The following is a 16,296-nucleotide window of genomic DNA, read 5'->3' as shown; positions in this document are numbered from 1 at the left end:
TAGCCTGACCCCACCTGCCACACCCGATACGCCATCATGAAACCACTGCTGTACATCACCCCCCTGCGCGCCTTGCTGTTCGGCCTGACCCTGGCGCTGTTCGAGCTGCTCACCTACCTGGCCAGCGACGCCGTCATGCCGGCCATGCCGGTGGTGGTCGGCGACCTGAACGCCAGCCCCGAATACATTCCCCACGCCCTCAACCTGTACCTGCTGGGTGGCGTGGTGCTGCAATGGCTGATCGGCCCGCTGGCCGACCGTTATGGCCGGCGCCCGTTGCTGCTGATCGGCTGCGCGTTCTTCGGCCTGGCCTGCCTGGCTACCTTCTGGGTCCACGACATCGGCCTGTTCAACTTGCTGCGCCTGCTGCAGGGCATCGGCCTGGGCTTTGTGGTCACGGTCAGCTACCCGGCCCTGAACGAAGCCTTCAGCGAAGCGGACGCCGTGCGCATGATGGCCCTGCTGGCCAACATCGCCTTGCTCTCGCCACTGCTCGGGCCGCTGGTGGGCACCTTGCTGCTGCAGTGGCTGGACTGGCGCTGGCTGTTCGTGGCCTTTGCCATCGGCGCGGTTCTGGCCTGGCTACTGTTGCACCGGCTGATGCCGGAAACCCTTGGCGTGGAGCGCCGTGATGGCTCGCGCCTGGCATTCACGCCGATCCACCTGCTGCCGCTGCTGGCCGGTTACGGCCAGTTGCTGGCCAACCGCCGCTTTGTCGCTGGTAGCGCGGCTCTGGGCCTGGTCGGTCTGCCGCTGATTGGCTGGATCGGCCTGTCGCCGGTGCTGCTGATCCACGACGAGGGGCTGAGCACCATGGAGTACGCCTTGTGGCAGTTGCCGGTGTTTGGCGGGCTGATCCTGGGCAACCTGATCATCAACCGCATCGCCGACCGCTATCCGCTGCCGGCGCTGGTGCGGGGTGCGTTGTGGCCATACCTGGCCGGCCTGTGCCTGATGGTGCTGGCGACCTGGTACTGGCCGAGCGTGACCAGCGTGGTGGCGGGCATGTCGCTGTACGCGTTGGGGTTGGGCGTGGCCAACGCGGTGCTGTATCGCATGACGCTGTTCGCCAGCGAGCAGAGCAAGGGCCTGGTATCGGCCATGCTGGGGATGATCACCATCGCCTTGCTGGGGTTGGGTGGGGCGGTGCTGGCGATGATTGGCGCCGGGGCCAGCTTGCTGCACTTTGCCCTGGCGGCGGGTGTGGCGGGGGCCTTGGCGCTGTGGCCACTGTGGTTTGTGGTGGGTGGGCGGCCTGGTGAGGGGGCTGTTGCTCAGTAAACTTTATTGCCTGTACCGGCCTCTTCGCGGGTAAACCCGCTCCCACAGGTACAGCACTGCCCTCGAGAGCTGTGCTGTACCTGTGGGAGCGGGTTTACCCGCGAAGAGGCCAGTACAGGCAATACAAATCTGTCAGGGCCGCTCGGCCGCCGAACCTTCCTCTGCCACCGGTTTGCCCGGCCCGGCCTCCTGGCGCCATTGCAGGGCAATCAGGATCAAGGTCGGCACGCCCAGCAGGGCAGTGATCAGGAAGAAGTCGTGGTAACCGAACTTCTCCACCATCACCCCCGAATAACCCCCGATCAGCCTTGGCAACAGCAGCATGATCGAACTGAGCAACGCGTACTGGGTAGCCGAGAACTTCAGGTTGGTCAGGCTCGACAGGTAGGCGACGAAGGCCGAGGTGGCCATGCCGGAGCTGAAGTTGTCCAGCGAGATGGTCACCACCAGCATCTGCAGGTTCGGGCCCATGTCGGCCAGCATCAGGAACAGGATGTTGGTGCCCGCCGAGGCCACACCGCCGATGAACAGGATCGGCATGATGCCGAAGCGCACGATCAGCAGGCCCCCAACCCCGGCGCCGACCAGGGTCATGATCAGGCCGAAGATCTTGCTGACGCTGGCGATCTGGTCCTTGGTGAAGCCCATGTCGATGTAGAACACGTTGGCCATCACGCCCATCACCGTGTCCGACATGCGATAGGTGGCGATCAGGCCGAGCAGCAGCAGGGCCTGCCAGCGGTAGCGGGCGATGAAGTCGTTGACCGGGGTCAGCACCGGGGCCAGGCCACGACGGCCCAGGCTCGACAGGCACGCCCAGGTCAGCAGCACGTAGAGGATCAGGCGCAGGAAGGCGCGGTCTTCCAGCAGCAGGTCCAGTGGCGTGGCATCACCGGAGATGACGCTGGACCAGCCGGTATTGAACATCTGGGTGAAGCTCGCCGGTACCGAAACCAGCAGGATGATCAATACGAACACCGAGGCCAGCTGGTGCACCAGCCCATAGCGCGCTGCCGACAGCTGGGTACGCATGGGTACGGGCGGTTCGCGCATGATCAGGGTGGTGAACACGGCGGGCAGCATCATCACCGCGAACATGACGTAGGTGCCGGCCCAGGCCTTGTGCAGGTAGCTGAAACCGGTGGAGCCGAACCACTCGGCGAAGAACAGTGCACCAGCCGTGGCCAGCAGGGCCGCCACGCGGTAGCCGGCCATGTAGCTGGCAGCGAGCGCAGCCTGGCGCTGGTCGTCGGCGATTTCCAGGCGGTAGGCATCGACGGCGATGTCCTGGGTAGCGGAGGCGAAGGCCACCAGCACTGCCAGGGCGATCAGCCATGACAGGTGCTGCTGCGGATCGCACAGGCTCATGCCGACCAGCCCGACCACCACCAGCGCCTGCGACAGCAGCAGCCACGAACGCCGACGCCCCAGGCTGCCGAGCAGTGGCAGGCGCCATTGGTCGAGCAGCGGCGACCACACCCACTTGAAGGCGTAGGCCAGGCCGATCAGGCTGGCGTAGCCAATGGTCTCGCGGGCCACGCCGGCTTCGCGCAACCACACCGAAAGGGTGGAGAACACCAGCATGTAAGGCAGACCGGCAGCGAAGCCGAGCAGCAAAAGTACCAAGGTTGACGGGCTGGCATAGGCAGCAAGCGCAGCGCGCCAGGTTTTACGGGGCATGGGCCAACATCTGCCTCAAGTTTGCGAAAACAAAGCGCGCACTCTAACCGCTGTGCTCCATCGGGCGCCAGCCATGGCGCGTCATATCCACACGATTGTTGGTTACATTCACACCCTCCGCACGCAGTCGCGCCCGTTGTTCATCCCCAGACGGGGTACCCAGTGCCAGGCTCAGCCGGCCACCTGCGCCAAGCACCCGGTGCCAGGGCAGGCGAGTGTCCGCGGGCAGTTGCCCGAGGGTACGCCCGACCCAGCGTGCCGCCCGCCCAAGCCCCGCCAGTTCGGCCAACTGGCCATAGCTGACCACCTTGCCGGCCGGCACTTGGCCGAGTACCGAATACAGCGCCGTTCGTCGGCCCTCGGCGGAGTCCAGGGCGTGCTCATATCCGTCAGACATCAGGCCCCCACTGGGCTGCAGATGAAACCGGACCGGCGGTCTGGCAAATGAGAGTTGAACTCAACGGCATGCTCCCGGTCTTTCCTTGCTCTGGTCGTGGTTATCTGGATAATGCCCGGCTTTTTTCGTCAAATCGAACCCGTAGTCCGCAAATCATAGCCCGCTTATGTATTCTAGATCCTTGTTGTGCCTGCTTGCTGTTTCCCTGTGCGCCTCCCCGGTGTTCGCCGACACCGTGTGGATGAAGAACGGCGACCGGCTCAGCGGCAAGATCAAAGTCTTCGACGGCGGCAAGCTGCTGCTGGAAACCCCCTATGGCGGTTCCATCGCCCTGGACTGGAAAGAAGTCCAGACCCTGGAGAGCGACCAGGAGATGCTGGTCAAGCAGGACGCCTACAGCGGTGAGCGCGCCAAGTCGCTGAAGGCCGCCGAGCCCGGCAAGGTGACCTTGGCCAATGGCGAGGCGCCGAAGACCGTGGAGCTGGCCAGCATCGAGCAGATCATGAAGCCCAAGCCACTGGTCGAGGACTTCGTGTGGAAGGGCAACGTCGACGTGGCGCTGGACTACAAGCGCGCCGAGAACGACACCGACGACTACGACATCGGCTTCAAGACCAGCGCCCGCCATGGCCGCTGGCGGCACAACGCCGAAGGCGAATACAACCGCGAGACCAAGGACGACGTCACCACCACCGACAACTGGAGTGCCGAGTACGCCCTGGACCGCTTCCTTACCGAGAAGTGGTTCTGGCAGGGGCGCGCAGAGTACAAGCGCGACCGCATCGAAGACCTCGCCCGCCAGCGCACCGTGGGTACTGGCCCGGGTTACCAGTTCTGGGACGACGAACTGGGCGCATTCTCGCTGGGTTCGCTGATCAACCGTACCGACTTCGAATACCAGGATGGCGCCAAGGACAACTTCTATTCCGCGGCGGTGAAGTGGGACTACACCCGCTACCTGATTGGCAAGAACGTGCAGCTGTTCACCAACGGCGAGTTCGCCAAGCCGCTGGGTGGCGTGGCCGATTACGCGCTGGATGCCGAGATTGGCCTGCGCTACAAGGTCACCGAGTGGGCCTCGCTCAACCTCAAGGCGGAGAAGGACGTCATCACCGGTACGCGTGAAAGTGACCTGAACAAGACCCGCTATACCGCAGGCTTCGGCGTTACCTGGTAAATCTTTGCGGCCTATCGCGACACAGGATGTACGCGATCCCTTGTAGGAGCGGCCTTATGTCGCGATGGGCTGCAAAGCAGCCCCATTGGCACTGGATCTGATAATGCTTATCTTGTCCCATCCAGCCCGATATCAGGAGCCGCCCCCAAGTGAGTACCAATGCCATCCGCCCCGCCCGGGAGCTGCTGCTCAAGGAATACCGCGGCGTGCTCTCGACCCATTCCAAGTCGATGCCCGGCTTCCCCTTCGGCTCGGTCGTGCCGTACTGCCTGGACGCTCAGGGCAACCCGCTGATCCTCATCAGCCGCATCGCCCAGCACACCCACAACCTGCAGAAAGACCCCAAGTGCTCGCTGCTGGTGGGCGAACGCGAAGCCGAGGACGTGCAGGCCGTGGGGCGCCTGACGGTGATGGCCGAGGCGCACAAGCTGGTGGAGGAGGCCGCCATCGAGGCCGCCGCCGAGCGCTACTACCGTTATTTCCCGGACGCGGCCAACTACCACAAAGCCCACGACTTCGACTTCTGGGTGCTGCAGCCGGTGCGCCACCGCTACATCGGCGGCTTCGGCGCGATCCACTGGCTTGACCAGGTAACCCTGGCCAACCCGTTCGCCGGTAAAGCCGAGGCGAGCATGGTCGAGCACATGAACAACGACCACGCCAACGCCATCGCCCACTATGTGCAACTGACCGAGCTGCCAAACCATGCGCCAGCGCAGATGGTCGGGGTAGACAGCGAAGGCATGCACCTGCGTATCGGCCAGGCGGTGCACTGGTTGCCTTTCCCAAGTACTTGCAATACGCCGACACAAGTCCGCGAAGCCCTGGTTTTGCTGGCGCGCGCCGACCAGTGGCCGGTTGCGACGGAAGTCGAGGGTTGAAAAGCCGAGCGCCCGCATCCATTTGTTGGTCTTACAGGAAGGGTCTCTTCCGACGAGGAATGCTTTGATGCGTGCTTTTCTACTGTTGTTTCTACTGTTTCCCGTGCTGGAGCTGTTCGTCTTCGTGAAGGTCAGTGCCGCCATCGGTTTCTTCCCGGCGCTGCTGCTGATCATCGCCGGCTCCGCCCTGGGTGTGCTGGTGATGCGCGTGGCCGGTCTGGCCACCGCACTGCGCGCCCGTGAAAGCCTGCAGCGTGGCGAACTGCCCGCCGAGGACATGTTCCAGGGCATGATGCTGGCCGTTGGTGGTGGCCTGCTGTTGCTGCCAGGTTTCATCAGCGACGTGCTGGGCCTGCTGTGCCTGCTGCCATTCACCCGTCACCTGGCCGCGCGCAAGATGCGCGAGCGTGCCGAGGCCCAGGCCATGCGCCAGCGCGCCTTCCAGGACGACCCGTTCCAGGCCCGGCCGCAGGATGGCGGGCATCGGCCGAATGTGATCGAAGGCGAGTACGAGCGCCGCGACAAGTAATAGCCGGGGGCCGCTTCGCGCCCCTATCGCGACACAAGGCCGCTCCTACAGAGTACGCGAACCCCTGTAGGAGCGGCTTGTGTCGCGATAGGGCTGCGAAGCGGCCCCAAGCTTTTCAGGCTAATGAAAAATTTTCTGAAACAAGCCTTGTAATTGAATATGGCGGCCTCATGTATGTGGTCACCGCAAGGTTTCTGGTGGCGACACCAGACATTACACAGGTGCTTCGCCCATTGCGGATCACCCCCGGCAACGCCGGACTGCATCAAACCGCCGGTGTCGACACCGGCCGATGAAAACCACTATTTGGGAGAGATCGACAATGAAGCTTCGTCCTCTGCATGACCGCGTCGTTATCCGTCGCAGCGAAGAAGAATCGAAAACCGCTGGCGGTATCGTCCTGCCGGGTTCGGCCGCTGAAAAACCAAACCGCGGCGAAGTCGTCGCCGTCGGCACCGGTCGCATCCTGGACAACGGCGAAGTTCGCGCGCTGGCCGTGAAAGTGGGTGACAAAGTGGTTTTCGGCCCTTACTCGGGCAGCAACACCGTGAAAGTCGATGGCGAAGACCTGCTGGTCATGGCCGAGAACGAAATCCTCGCCGTTATCGAAGGCTGATTTCCCCGACTTCCCGTTACTCCAAAGAATTCCAAGGATTAAACGATCATGGCTGCTAAAGACGTAAAATTCGGCGACTCCGCTCGTAAGAAAATGCTGGTTGGTGTCAACGTTCTGGCTGACGCGGTAAAAGCGACCCTGGGCCCGAAAGGCCGTAACGTGGTGCTGGCCAAGAGCTTCGGCGCGCCGACCATCACCAAGGACGGCGTTTCCGTCGCCAAGGAAATCGAGCTGAAAGACGCCTTCGAGAACATGGGCGCCCAGCTGGTCAAGGAAGTTGCTTCCAAGGCCAACGACGCTGCCGGTGACGGCACCACCACCGCTACCGTCCTGGCTCAGGCCATCGTCAACGAAGGCCTGAAAGCCGTCGCTGCCGGCATGAACCCGATGGACCTGAAGCGCGGCATCGACAAGGCCACCGCTGCCGTCGTCGCCGAGCTGAAGAACCTGTCCAAGCCATGCGCCGACTCCAAGGCCATCGCCCAGGTAGGTACCATCTCCGCCAACTCCGACAACTCCATCGGTGAAATCATCGCCGAAGCCATGGAAAAAGTCGGTAAAGAAGGCGTGATCACCGTTGAAGAAGGCTCGGGCCTGGAAAACGAACTGTCTGTCGTGGAAGGCATGCAGTTCGACCGTGGCTACCTGTCGCCGTACTTCGTCAACAAGCCGGACACCATGGTTGCCGAGCTGGAAGGCCCGCTGCTGCTGCTGGTCGACAAGAAGATCTCCAACATCCGTGAGCTGCTGCCAGTTCTGGAAGCCGTTGCCAAGGCCGGCCGCCCACTGCTGATCGTTGCCGAAGACGTTGAAGGCGAAGCCCTGGCTACCCTGGTAGTCAACAACATGCGCGGCATCGTCAAGGTTGCTGCGGTCAAGGCTCCGGGCTTCGGCGACCGCCGCAAGGCCATGCTGCAGGACATCGCCGTCCTGACTGGCGGCCAGGTCATCTCCGAAGAAATCGGCCTGTCCCTGGAAACAGCTACCCTGGAGCACCTGGGTAACGCCAAGCGCGTCATCCTGTCCAAGGAAAACACCACCATCATCGACGGCGCTGGCGCCGACACCGAGATCGAAGCACGCGTCAAGCAGATCCGTGCCCAGATCGAAGAGACTTCCTCGGACTATGACCGCGAGAAGCTGCAAGAGCGTCTGGCCAAGCTGGCTGGCGGTGTTGCCGTGATCAAGGTCGGTGCCGGCACCGAAGTTGAAATGAAAGAGAAGAAAGCCCGCGTTGAAGACGCCCTGCACGCTACCCGTGCAGCCGTTGAAGAAGGCGTGGTGCCTGGCGGTGGTGTGGCCCTGGTTCGCTCCCTGGCTGCCATTGCCGACCTCAAAGGCGACAACGAAGACCAGAACGTCGGTATCGCCCTGCTGCGTCGCGCCGTTGAAGCGCCGCTGCGCCAGATCACTGCCAACGCCGGCGACGAGCCAAGCGTTGTCGCTGACAAGGTCAAGCAAGGTTCGGGTAACTTCGGTTACAACGCTGCTACCGGCGAATACGGCGACATGATCGAGATGGGCATCCTGGACCCAGCCAAGGTCACCCGTTCGGCGCTGCAAGCTGCTGCTTCGATCGGCGGTCTGATGATCACCACCGAAGCCATGGTTGCCGACCTGCCGGAAGACAAGCCAGCTGCTGGCATGCCTGACATGGGCGGCATGGGTGGCATGGGCGGCATGATGTAAGCCAGCCTTACCCCCTGCACCATGAAAAGCCCCGGTTCGCGAGAACCGGGGCTTTTTTGTTTTTCCTGTTGGGGCCATTGGGGCTGCTTTGCAGCCCATCGCGACTCAAGGCCGCTCCTACAGGATTGCGCCAACACTGGGACTTGCGCTGTACCTGGAGCTGGCTTGCCGGCGAAAGGGCCGCAAAGCGGCCCCTGGGTCAGGCGACGCTACGCTCGGCAGCAGGCACCTCAGCCATTCCCCGACGATACAGAACCAGGTAATACGACCCCAAGCCGATCAACCAGCAGAACACCGCCGTCCACACGTTGTGCGACAGGAAGTGCGCCCCCTGCATCATCCGCCCCAGCGATAGCACCGACCCGGCCACTAAGGCCACCGTCAACGCCACCCGCGCCAGCCTCGGCTTGCGATCACGCAACATGAAGAACAGCCCGAACAGGCAGAACCCGGTGGCGGCATGCCCGCCCGGCCAGCACAGCCCGGGCTTGTCGGTCGCCGGCCGCGGCTCCAGCAGCTTGCTGTAGGTTTCCTTGCCGCCAAACTGGGTCAGGCTCCACGGGCATTGCACCTGAGTCACTTTCTTCAGCGGTGTGACAAACGCCGTGGACAGGCCCAGTGCCAGTACCAGGCAGCCCAGCTCACGGCGCCAGCCGAACAGGCGCTTCCAGAAGAAGCTGGCAGCAAAGGTCACCAGCGACATCACGCCCAGCAGGATCACCCCCTGTTTGACCCGGTCATGCAGGATGTTCTCCAGCAAATAGCTGTGGCGGCCGATGAATTGCCCGGCAGCAGGGTCGAAGAACAGGTTGGCAATGTCCATGTCGACCGAGGTCAGTTCCAGCAGGATCAGGCCAAGCGCGGTCGCCAGGGGTAGCCCAAGGTACAGCCAGAAATTGATCGGGCGAGGGCGGGTTGGTTGCTGCATGACGGCTCCAGGGCGCGAAAAAGATCGGGCATTGTCGGCCGCCCGCTATCCTGTGTCCGTGAAGGATCAGTGAAAAAACCGTCAAGTGCGCTGAATTTTCCCTGGGGCTGGCACCCTGCAGGCATAGGCCTTAAGCTGCGCCTGCCGCGCACCACAGCGAGAAGCGCCGCACAGGAGAAACCGATGCGCATTCTTTTGGTTGAAGACAACCGCGATATCCTGGCCAACCTGGCCGATTACCTGGGCATGAAGGGCTACACCGTCGACTGCGCCCAGGATGGCCTGTCCGGCCTGCACCTGGCAGCCACCGAGCACTACGACCTGATCGTGCTCGACATCATGTTGCCGGGCATCGACGGCTACACCCTGTGCAAGCGCCTGCGCGAAGACGCCCGCCGCGATACGCCGGTGATCATGCTCACCGCCCGCGACCAACTGGACGATCGCCTGCAAGGCTTCCGCTCCGGTGCCGACGATTACCTGCTCAAGCCCTTCGCCCTGTCGGAGCTGGCCGCTCGCATAGAGGCGGTGCTGCGCCGGGCCCAGGGTGGCGGGCGCCGCACCTTGCAGGTGGCCGACCTCAGCTATGACCTCGACACCCTCGAAGTCACCCGCCAGGGCCGCTTGCTCAAGCTCAACCCGGTCGGCCTCAAGCTGCTGGCGGTGCTGATGCAGAAGAGCCCGCACGTATTGCGTCGCGAAGTGCTGGAAGAAGCCCTGTGGGGCGATGACTGCCCTGACAGCGACAGCCTGCGCAGCCACGTGCACCAGCTGCGCCAGGTGATCGACAAGCCGTTTGAAAAACCGCTGCTGCATACCGTCCATGGCGTCGGCTATCGCCTCGCCGAGGGCCGTGATGGAGTTTAAGCAAAGCCTTGCCCAGCGCATCATCATCGCCTTTGCCCTGATGAGCGCGCTGGTGGCCGGGGCCTTCGCCTTCGGCATCGTCGGCACCGTGCACCTGGTCGAAGAGCGGCTGATTTCCTCGGTGCTGGGTGGTGACCTGCAACGCCTGCTGCGCATGGACAGCGTCAGCGACTGGAGCCACCGGCCACGTCCCGACCAGCTGTTCTACTTCAGCGGCGGGCGTGACGACTTCGAGCTGCCCAAGGACCTGCGCCACCTCGACCGCGGCTTCCACGAGGTATTCCGCGATCAGCTGTCGTACCACGCCATGGTCGAGATCGTCGATGGCCGCCGCTATGTGCTGCTGCAGGACCAGAGCGACTTCGAGGAACGCGAGCGCGTGCTGTTTGCGGTGGTGGTGGTGGGCTTCCTGCTCAGCCTGGTGCTGGCGGTCATCCTCGGCTGGCTGGTGGCGCGCCGAGTGATGGCGCCGGTGATCCGCCTGGCGCGCCAGGTACGCCACCGTGACCAGTTGCTGGGCCTGGCCCCGCCGCTGGCGCCGGACTATGCCGCGGACGAAGTCGGCCAGCTGGCGGTAGCCTTCGACGATACCCTGGGCCGCCTGCGCGATGCGCTGACCCGCGAACGGTTGTTCACCAGCGACGTCAGCCATGAACTGCGCACGCCCTTGATGGTGCTGGCCACCTCGTGCGAACTGCTGATGGAAAACCCGACGCTGGACGCCCGCTCGCGCAGCCAGGTGGAGCGTGTGGCGCGGGCCACGGAAGAAATGCGCGAACTGGTCAAGACCTTCCTGATGCTGGCCCGGGCACAGCGCGACGAGGGCGCCGTGGCTTCGCGGGCCACCCTGCGGGAAGTGGCGGACGAACTGGTCGGGGTCTGGCGCGACACCATCGAACAGAAGGGCCTGGCCCTGTATTTCGATGGTCGCGTCAGTGCCAGCCCGGTGCTGTACAACGCCACCTTCCTGCAATCGGTGATGGGCAACTTGCTGCGCAATGCCGCGCACTACACCGACAGTGGCTACATCCGCCTGAGCCTGGAAGCCAACGGCTTCAGCGTGGAGGACAGCGGCGTAGGTATCCCGGAGGAGCAGCGCGAGGCGATGTTCCGGCCGTTCGTGCGCGGCGACGAGCGGCGCGGCGAGGGCCTGGGCCTGGGCCTGTCGTTGGTACAGCGGATCTGCGACGACCAGGGCTGGCATGTCACCCTGACCTCGACCTTGCCGCACGGCTGCCGTTTCATGGTGGACCTGAGCAATACCGCGGCCAAGGGCGACCCGGAGGCTTTGGTCGAGTAATCTGTTGTAACAGGTCATTCGGCGCTCAACATATTTTTCACATCAGCATGACCTGATTCCTACGCTTGCTTACCTAATGTGGGCGGAATGGAGTCAGGAGATGCCCAATGCGTAGCCCCATCAAGCTTGAATTTTCCGAGAAGTACGACAAAGAACATGCGCGCGAGTACTTTCTCAAGCACCAGGATGGCCTGGCGCGACGCCTTTCCCACAAGCGTGATGAGCAACTGGCGCGTCGCGCCTTGGCATTGGCTGGTGAGCCTGGGCTAGTCCTCGACCTGCCATGCGGTGCCGGCCGCTTCTGGCCGTTGCTGGCAGAAAAGCCCAACCGGGTGATCATCGGCGCCGACAACTCCGAAGCGATGATCGAGACAGCCTGTACCGCGCAAGCGCCAGAGGTGGTGGCACGGGTACGGCCTTTGCAGACTTCGGCATTTGCCATCGACTTGCCGGACAACTCGGTGGACAGCATTTTCTGCATGCGCTTGTTCCACCACATTGGCGAAGCGGCGCACAGAAAGACCATTCTTTCGGAATTTCAACGGGTTAGCCGTGATAGTGTGATCCTGTCATTGTGGGTGGATGGTAACTTCAAGGCCTGGCGCCGGAAAAAACTGGAACAGCGTCGCAGCGCCAGGAAGGGCGACCAGGACAATTACCAGAACCGTTTTGTGTTACCGGCCGACACGGTCGAAGAAGAATTCCGAGCCGCCGGCTTCAGAATCCAGGAACGCCTCGACTTCCTGCCGTTCTATGCCATGTGGCGGGTCTATGTATTGCGTAAGGGGTAGTGTTTGATGGCTGTAGCCCAGAGAGGGGAGTCGCGGTTCGATTTTTACTGGCGCCAGCAAGGCGAGTGGGTCGAGGAGCCTAACCAGCGCCGTGGTGGCGAGAGTGGTGTGCAACGCCTCGACGATGGCAATGGCAAGCTGCTGTATGCCAAGCGCCAGGTCGGGCATATCTACCGTAGCCTGCTGCACCCTTTCGGCCGGCCGACCGTATTGCGTGAACTCGATGCGTTGAACAGCTTCGAGCAACTGGGCGTGCGTGTACCGCGCATCGTCTTCTGTGGCGCCGAGCGTGGTGCCGACCAGCAGTGGCGTGCGTTGCTGGTGAGCGAAGCACTCGACGGCTTCGTCGAACTCGACACCTGGCATGCCGAAGGTGCCCGCGAGCGTTACCCGCAGGTGGTGCATGAGCGCATGCTCAAGGACCTGGCGGACAACCTGGCGCGCATGCACCTGGGGCACTGGCAGCACGGCTGCCTGTATGGCAAGCACGTGTTCATCAAGGTGATTGGCGAGGGCGAGCAGGCCCGGGTCGAAGTCGCCCTGCTGGACCTGGAAAAATGCCGGCGGCGCATCAGCTGCCAGCGCGCGGCGGGCAATGACCTGCGCCAGTTGCGCCGCCATTCGTCGATCAATGACGCGGAATGGCAAACACTGCTCTACTTTTACCAGATGGCGTTTGGCAGCGCTGTCAAAGGGTTAGGGCAATGAAACTAGAAATAGCTCGAGCTTTGTTCCTGGTAGCTGGCCTGGCGGTGACCACCGCGGCGGTGGCTGCGTGGGAAGAGCCGAGGCCGACAGTGTTCAGCAAGGCCGAGCTGGCCGACCAGTGCGCGTTGCCGCGGGATGTGAAACCGCAGCAACAGGCCGAGGCCGCGCCGGATCAGGACCTGTTGCTGTTCCTGTTCGGCATGCGCCAGGGGTTGCGGCCGTTCGGTTGAACCCGGTGGTAGATGGAAATGCCAGAGGCCTCGCGATTGCGGGGCCTCTGGCATTTTTGCATCTGCCTTGCCGGCCTCTTCGCGGGTGAACCCGCTCCCACAGGTACTGCACCCATTCCGGATCCGGTGCCGTACCTGTGGGAGCGGGTTTACCCGCGAAGAGGCCGGTTCAGGCAACCGATGTCGCTCTGGCCACCTCTTTGTGCGCCAGCAACGTGTAGATACAAGGCAACACAAACAGGGTAAACAGCGTGCCGATCGACATCCCGGTGGCAATCACCGTCCCGATGTCGAAGCGGCTGACCGCCCCCGCCCCGGTCGCCAGGATCAGCGGCACCATGCCGAACACCATCGCCGCCGTGGTCATCAGCACCGGCCGCAGGCGAATCGCCGCGGCTTCCTCGATCGCCTCGCGCACGCTCAGGCCGCGCTCCTCACGCAACTGGTTGGCAAACTCGACAATGAGGATGCCGTGCTTGCTGATCAGCCCGATCAGCGTCACCAGCCCGACCTGGGTGTAGATGTTCATGCTCGATACGCCCAGGAACAGCGGCAGCAGCGCGCCACAGATCGACAACGGTACCGTCACCAGAATCACCAGCGGGTCGCGGAAGCTTTCGAACTGCGCCGCCAGCACCAGGAAGATGATCGCCAACGCCAGGCCGAAGGTCACCCACAGCGCGCTGCCTTCCTGCACGTACTGGCGCGCCACGCCGGCATAGTCGAAGGCGAAGCCTTCCGGAGCCTCTTCGCGGGCGATGCCCTGCACGGTCTGCAGCGCCTCGCCCAGGCTGACCATGGGCACGCCCTGGATGATCGCCGAGTTCAGCTGCTGGAACTGGTTGAGCTGGCGCGGGCGGGCGCGGTCGGTGAGGGTGATCAGGGTGGATAGTGGCAGCAGTTGGCCCTGGTCGTTCTTCACGTAGTAGTTGTTCAGCCAGCCGGGGTTGTCGCGGTACGGCCGCTCGACCTGGGCAATCACCTTGTAGCTGCGGCCTTCGAGGGTGAAGCGGTTGATTTCCGCCTCGCCCAGCAAGGTAGCAAGGGTGCTGCCCAAGGTGTCCATCGACACCCCCATCTGCGCCGCCTTGGCCCGGTCGATATCCACCACCACCTCGGGCTTGTCGAAGGCCAGGTCGATGTCGAGGAAGGCGAACTTGCCGGATTCCTGGGCGCGGGCCTTGATGCGCTGGGCCACATCCAGCAGTGCCGGGTAGTCGCCAGCGCTGTTGATGACGAACTGGAATGGCAGGCCCTCGCCGGTGCCGGGCAGCGACGGCAGGTTGAAGCCGAAGATCTGCAGGCCACTGATTTCCTCGAGCTTGCTCTGCACCAGCGGCAGCAGCTCCATCTGCGTGCGCTCGCGCTCGTTCCAGGGCTTGAGCAGGAAGCCGCCGATGCCGGTCTGCACGCCATTGAAACCGTTGATCTGGAACGACGAGTAATACTCGGGGAAAGCCTTGAACAGCGGGGTGAATTCGTCGGTATAGGCGTTGAGGTAATCAAGGTTGGCCGGCTGCGGCGAACTGCTCATCATGAAGATCACCCCCTGGTCCTCGTTCGGCGCCAGTTCGTTCTGGGTGAACTTCAGCAGTACCGGAATCAGGCACAGGATGATCACGGCAAACACCAGCACGACAGGCCGGCTGTCGAGGGTGGTGTGCAGCAGGCGCTGGTAGCGCACCTTCAGGCGTTCGAACAGCATGTCCAGGCGGTGGGCCAGGCCGCTGGGGTTCTGTTCCTGGCGCAGCAGCAGGGCGCACATCATCGGTGACAGGGTGAGGGCAACGATGCCGGAGATGATCACCGCACCGGCCAGGGTCAGGGCAAACTCCTTGAACAGCGCGCCGGTGAGCCCGGTAAGGAAGCCGATCGGTGCATACACCGCTGCCAGGGTGATGGTCATCGACACCACCGGCATGGCGATTTCGCGGGCGCCCTCGAGGGCGGCGTCGAACGGTGACTTGCCTTCTTCCATGTGCCGGTGGATGTTCTCCACCACGACAATCGCGTCGTCCACCACCAGCCCGATGGCCAGCACCATGGCCAGCAGGGTCAGCAGGTTGAGCGAGTAGCCCATCATCTGCATGAAGAACAGCACGCCGATCATCGACAGCGGAATGGTTACCACCGGGATCAGCACCGAACGCAGGGCACCGAGGAACAGGAACACCACCACGATGACGATCAGTACCGCTTCGCCGAGGGTCTTGATCACTTCATCGATGGAGGCCTGGATGAACAGCGTGGCGTCGTAGGCGATCGATACCTTCAGCGCCGAGGGTAGCTGGCTTTCCAGCTCGGGCATGATGCGCCGCACTTCCTTGATGACGTCCAGCGGGTTGGCGGCCGGTGTGGCCTTGATGCCGATGTACACCGATGGGGTGCCGTCGAACGAGCTGACCGTGTCGTAGTTTTCCGCCCCCATCTCGACCCGTGCCACATCGCCCAGCAGCACGCGGCTGTCGCCACTGGTCTTGACCGGCAGGGCGGCGAACGCTTCGGCCGACTTCAGCTCGGTGCTGGCGTTGATGCTGGTGACCACGTATTCGCCCTTCACCTCGCCGGCCGCGGAAAGGAAGTTGTAGCGGCGCACGGCATTGGTCACGTCGGTGGCCGACAGGCCATAGCCTGCCAGTTTCACCGGGTCGATCCAGATGCGCATGGCGAACACCTGGTTGCCGAGGATTTCCGCTTCGGCCATGCCCGGCAGGGTCGCCAGCTTGGGCTGGATCACCCGTGACAGATAGTCGGTGATTTGCGGGTTGCTCATCTCCTTGCTGTAGAAACTGATGTACATCAGCGCCGAGGCATCGGCGGCTTCCTTGCTCAGTACCGGGTCTTCCGAGTCCTGGGGCAGCTTGTTGCGCACTTCGTTGGCCTTGGCCAGCAGTTCGGTGAACAACCGGTCGCTGTCGGCGCCGATGCGGGCGTAGATGGAAATGATCGAGAAGTTCTGCCGGCTCACCGAGGTCATGTAGTCGATACCTTCGGCGCTGGCCAGGCTTTGCTGCAGCGGCTGGGTGATATAGCCCTGGATGGTCTCGGCGTTGGCGCCGGGGTAGGCGGTGGTCACTGTGATCAGGGCGTTTTCCATTTGCGGGTACTGGCGGATCTGCAGCTTGTTCCAGGCCTGGAAGCCCAGCAGCAGGATCAGCAGACTGACCACGCTGGCCAGCACCGGGCGGCGAATGAACGGGTCGGTGAACGCCATGTCAGCCT

At 63.1% G+C, this 16,296-nt stretch carries 15 protein-coding genes; 11 read left to right on the top strand and 4 right to left on the bottom strand.

What is annotated here, in order from left to right:
* The first annotated feature begins 36 nt into the window (after nucleotides 1–36).
* Nucleotides 37–1,281, top strand: a complete 1,245-nt coding sequence (locus tag CAG46_RS07000) for an MFS transporter (protein ID WP_025340535.1) — start codon at nucleotides 37–39, stop codon at nucleotides 1,279–1,281.
* Between the two features lie 132 nt (nucleotides 1,282–1,413).
* Here the strand turns inward: CAG46_RS07000 and CAG46_RS06995 are convergent, their stop codons facing one another.
* On the bottom strand, nucleotides 1,414–2,961 hold the full coding sequence (locus tag CAG46_RS06995; RefSeq protein ID WP_025340534.1) for an AmpG family muropeptide MFS transporter: 1,548 nt from the start codon (nucleotides 2,959–2,961) through the stop codon (nucleotides 1,414–1,416).
* A gap of 43 nt (nucleotides 2,962–3,004) precedes the next feature.
* Nucleotides 3,005–3,358: an MGMT family protein gene (locus tag CAG46_RS06990; RefSeq protein WP_085592113.1), complete on the bottom strand. Its 354-nt coding sequence runs from the start codon at nucleotides 3,356–3,358 to the stop codon at nucleotides 3,005–3,007.
* Between the two features lie 166 nt (nucleotides 3,359–3,524).
* Between CAG46_RS06990 and CAG46_RS06985 the strand changes: the two genes are divergently transcribed.
* From CAG46_RS06985 to groL, 5 genes are all read left to right on the top strand, one after another.
* A complete protein-coding gene (locus CAG46_RS06985; RefSeq protein WP_085614290.1) occupies nucleotides 3,525–4,535 on the top strand; it encodes a DUF481 domain-containing protein in 1,011 nt (336 codons plus the stop codon).
* Between the two features lie 149 nt (nucleotides 4,536–4,684).
* A complete protein-coding gene (locus CAG46_RS06980) occupies nucleotides 4,685–5,416 on the top strand; it encodes a HugZ family protein (RefSeq protein ID WP_085614289.1) in 732 nt (243 codons plus the stop codon).
* Nucleotides 5,417–5,483: 67 nt separating this feature from the next.
* Nucleotides 5,484–5,945 carry an FxsA family protein gene (locus CAG46_RS06975; protein ID WP_025340530.1) on the top strand — a complete coding sequence of 154 codons (462 nt, stop codon included), beginning with the start codon at nucleotides 5,484–5,486 and terminating at the stop codon, nucleotides 5,943–5,945.
* Nucleotides 5,946–6,267: 322 nt separating this feature from the next.
* On the top strand, nucleotides 6,268–6,561 hold the full coding sequence (locus CAG46_RS06970) for a co-chaperone GroES (RefSeq protein ID WP_003260750.1): 294 nt from the start codon (nucleotides 6,268–6,270) through the stop codon (nucleotides 6,559–6,561).
* A gap of 48 nt (nucleotides 6,562–6,609) precedes the next feature.
* The gene (gene groL / locus CAG46_RS06965) at nucleotides 6,610–8,250 is read left to right on the top strand and encodes a chaperonin GroEL (RefSeq protein ID WP_085592107.1); all 1,641 of its coding nucleotides are present in this window, start codon (nucleotides 6,610–6,612) and stop codon (nucleotides 8,248–8,250) included.
* Between the two features lie 199 nt (nucleotides 8,251–8,449).
* Here the strand turns inward: groL and CAG46_RS06960 are convergent, their stop codons facing one another.
* Nucleotides 8,450–9,178: a phosphatase PAP2 family protein gene (locus CAG46_RS06960; protein WP_085614288.1), complete on the bottom strand. Its 729-nt coding sequence runs from the start codon at nucleotides 9,176–9,178 to the stop codon at nucleotides 8,450–8,452.
* Between the two features lie 183 nt (nucleotides 9,179–9,361).
* On the opposite strand from CAG46_RS06960, the gene colR reads away from it, so the two are divergent.
* The 5 genes from colR to CAG46_RS06935 all read left to right on the top strand — a co-directional run bounded on the left by colR (nucleotide 9,362) and on the right by CAG46_RS06935 (nucleotide 13,074).
* On the top strand, nucleotides 9,362–10,045 hold the full coding sequence (gene colR / locus CAG46_RS06955; protein ID WP_003255215.1) for a two-component system response regulator ColR: 684 nt from the start codon (nucleotides 9,362–9,364) through the stop codon (nucleotides 10,043–10,045).
* A complete protein-coding gene (locus CAG46_RS06950; RefSeq protein ID WP_025340528.1) occupies nucleotides 10,035–11,345 on the top strand; it encodes a HAMP domain-containing sensor histidine kinase in 1,311 nt (436 codons plus the stop codon). The genes colR and CAG46_RS06950 overlap by 11 nt, the downstream gene beginning before the upstream one ends.
* Before the next feature lie 107 nt (nucleotides 11,346–11,452).
* Nucleotides 11,453–12,136 (top strand): class I SAM-dependent methyltransferase, encoded by a 684-nt coding sequence (locus CAG46_RS06945; protein ID WP_025340527.1) that lies wholly within the window; start codon nucleotides 11,453–11,455, stop codon nucleotides 12,134–12,136.
* Nucleotides 12,137–12,142: 6 nt separating this feature from the next.
* A complete protein-coding gene (locus CAG46_RS06940) occupies nucleotides 12,143–12,844 on the top strand; it encodes a lipopolysaccharide kinase InaA family protein (protein ID WP_025340526.1) in 702 nt (233 codons plus the stop codon).
* Entirely contained in the window at nucleotides 12,841–13,074 is a 234-nt protein-coding gene (locus CAG46_RS06935) for a hypothetical protein (RefSeq protein ID WP_085592097.1), read from the top strand. Before CAG46_RS06940 ends, CAG46_RS06935 begins: the two co-directional genes overlap by 4 nt.
* Before the next feature lie 169 nt (nucleotides 13,075–13,243).
* Here CAG46_RS06935 and CAG46_RS06930 read toward each other — a convergent pair whose 3' ends face one another.
* Nucleotides 13,244–16,288, bottom strand: coding sequence for a multidrug efflux RND transporter permease subunit (locus tag CAG46_RS06930; RefSeq protein ID WP_075046246.1), 3,045 nt, complete (start codon nucleotides 16,286–16,288; stop codon nucleotides 13,244–13,246).
* Nucleotides 16,289–16,296: the final 8 nt, after the last annotated feature.

Source organism: Pseudomonas sp. B23(2017) (assembly GCF_002113725.1).
GTDB classification, from domain to species: Bacteria; Pseudomonadota; Gammaproteobacteria; order Pseudomonadales; family Pseudomonadaceae; genus Aquipseudomonas; species Aquipseudomonas putida_Z.
This window is presented reverse-complemented; position numbering and strand designations above follow the sequence as displayed.

What these genes read in the sequence shown, in the direction of transcription:
- CAG46_RS07000 (WP_025340535.1), top strand. Translation starts at nt 37, where the DNA reads ATGAAACCACTGCTGTACATCACCCCCCTGCGCGCCTTGCTGTTCGGC.
- CAG46_RS06995 (WP_025340534.1), bottom strand. Translation starts at nt 2,961, where the DNA reads ATGCCCCGTAAAACCTGGCGCGCTGCGCTTGCTGCCTATGCCAGCCCG.
- CAG46_RS06990 (WP_085592113.1), bottom strand. Translation starts at nt 3,358, where the DNA reads ATGTCTGACGGATATGAGCACGCCCTGGACTCCGCCGAGGGCCGACGA.
- CAG46_RS06985 (WP_085614290.1), top strand. Translation starts at nt 3,525, where the DNA reads ATGTATTCTAGATCCTTGTTGTGCCTGCTTGCTGTTTCCCTGTGCGCC.
- CAG46_RS06975 (WP_025340530.1), top strand. Translation starts at nt 5,484, where the DNA reads ATGCGTGCTTTTCTACTGTTGTTTCTACTGTTTCCCGTGCTGGAGCTG.
- CAG46_RS06970 (WP_003260750.1), top strand. Translation starts at nt 6,268, where the DNA reads ATGAAGCTTCGTCCTCTGCATGACCGCGTCGTTATCCGTCGCAGCGAA.
- groL (WP_085592107.1), top strand. Translation starts at nt 6,610, where the DNA reads ATGGCTGCTAAAGACGTAAAATTCGGCGACTCCGCTCGTAAGAAAATG.
- CAG46_RS06960 (WP_085614288.1), bottom strand. Translation starts at nt 9,178, where the DNA reads ATGCAGCAACCAACCCGCCCTCGCCCGATCAATTTCTGGCTGTACCTT.
- colR (WP_003255215.1), top strand. Translation starts at nt 9,362, where the DNA reads ATGCGCATTCTTTTGGTTGAAGACAACCGCGATATCCTGGCCAACCTG.
- CAG46_RS06950 (WP_025340528.1), top strand. Translation starts at nt 10,035, where the DNA reads ATGGAGTTTAAGCAAAGCCTTGCCCAGCGCATCATCATCGCCTTTGCC.
- CAG46_RS06945 (WP_025340527.1), top strand. Translation starts at nt 11,453, where the DNA reads ATGCGTAGCCCCATCAAGCTTGAATTTTCCGAGAAGTACGACAAAGAA.
- CAG46_RS06940 (WP_025340526.1), top strand. Translation starts at nt 12,143, where the DNA reads ATGGCTGTAGCCCAGAGAGGGGAGTCGCGGTTCGATTTTTACTGGCGC.
- CAG46_RS06935 (WP_085592097.1), top strand. Translation starts at nt 12,841, where the DNA reads ATGAAACTAGAAATAGCTCGAGCTTTGTTCCTGGTAGCTGGCCTGGCG.
- CAG46_RS06930 (WP_075046246.1), bottom strand. Translation starts at nt 16,288, where the DNA reads ATGGCGTTCACCGACCCGTTCATTCGCCGCCCGGTGCTGGCCAGCGTG.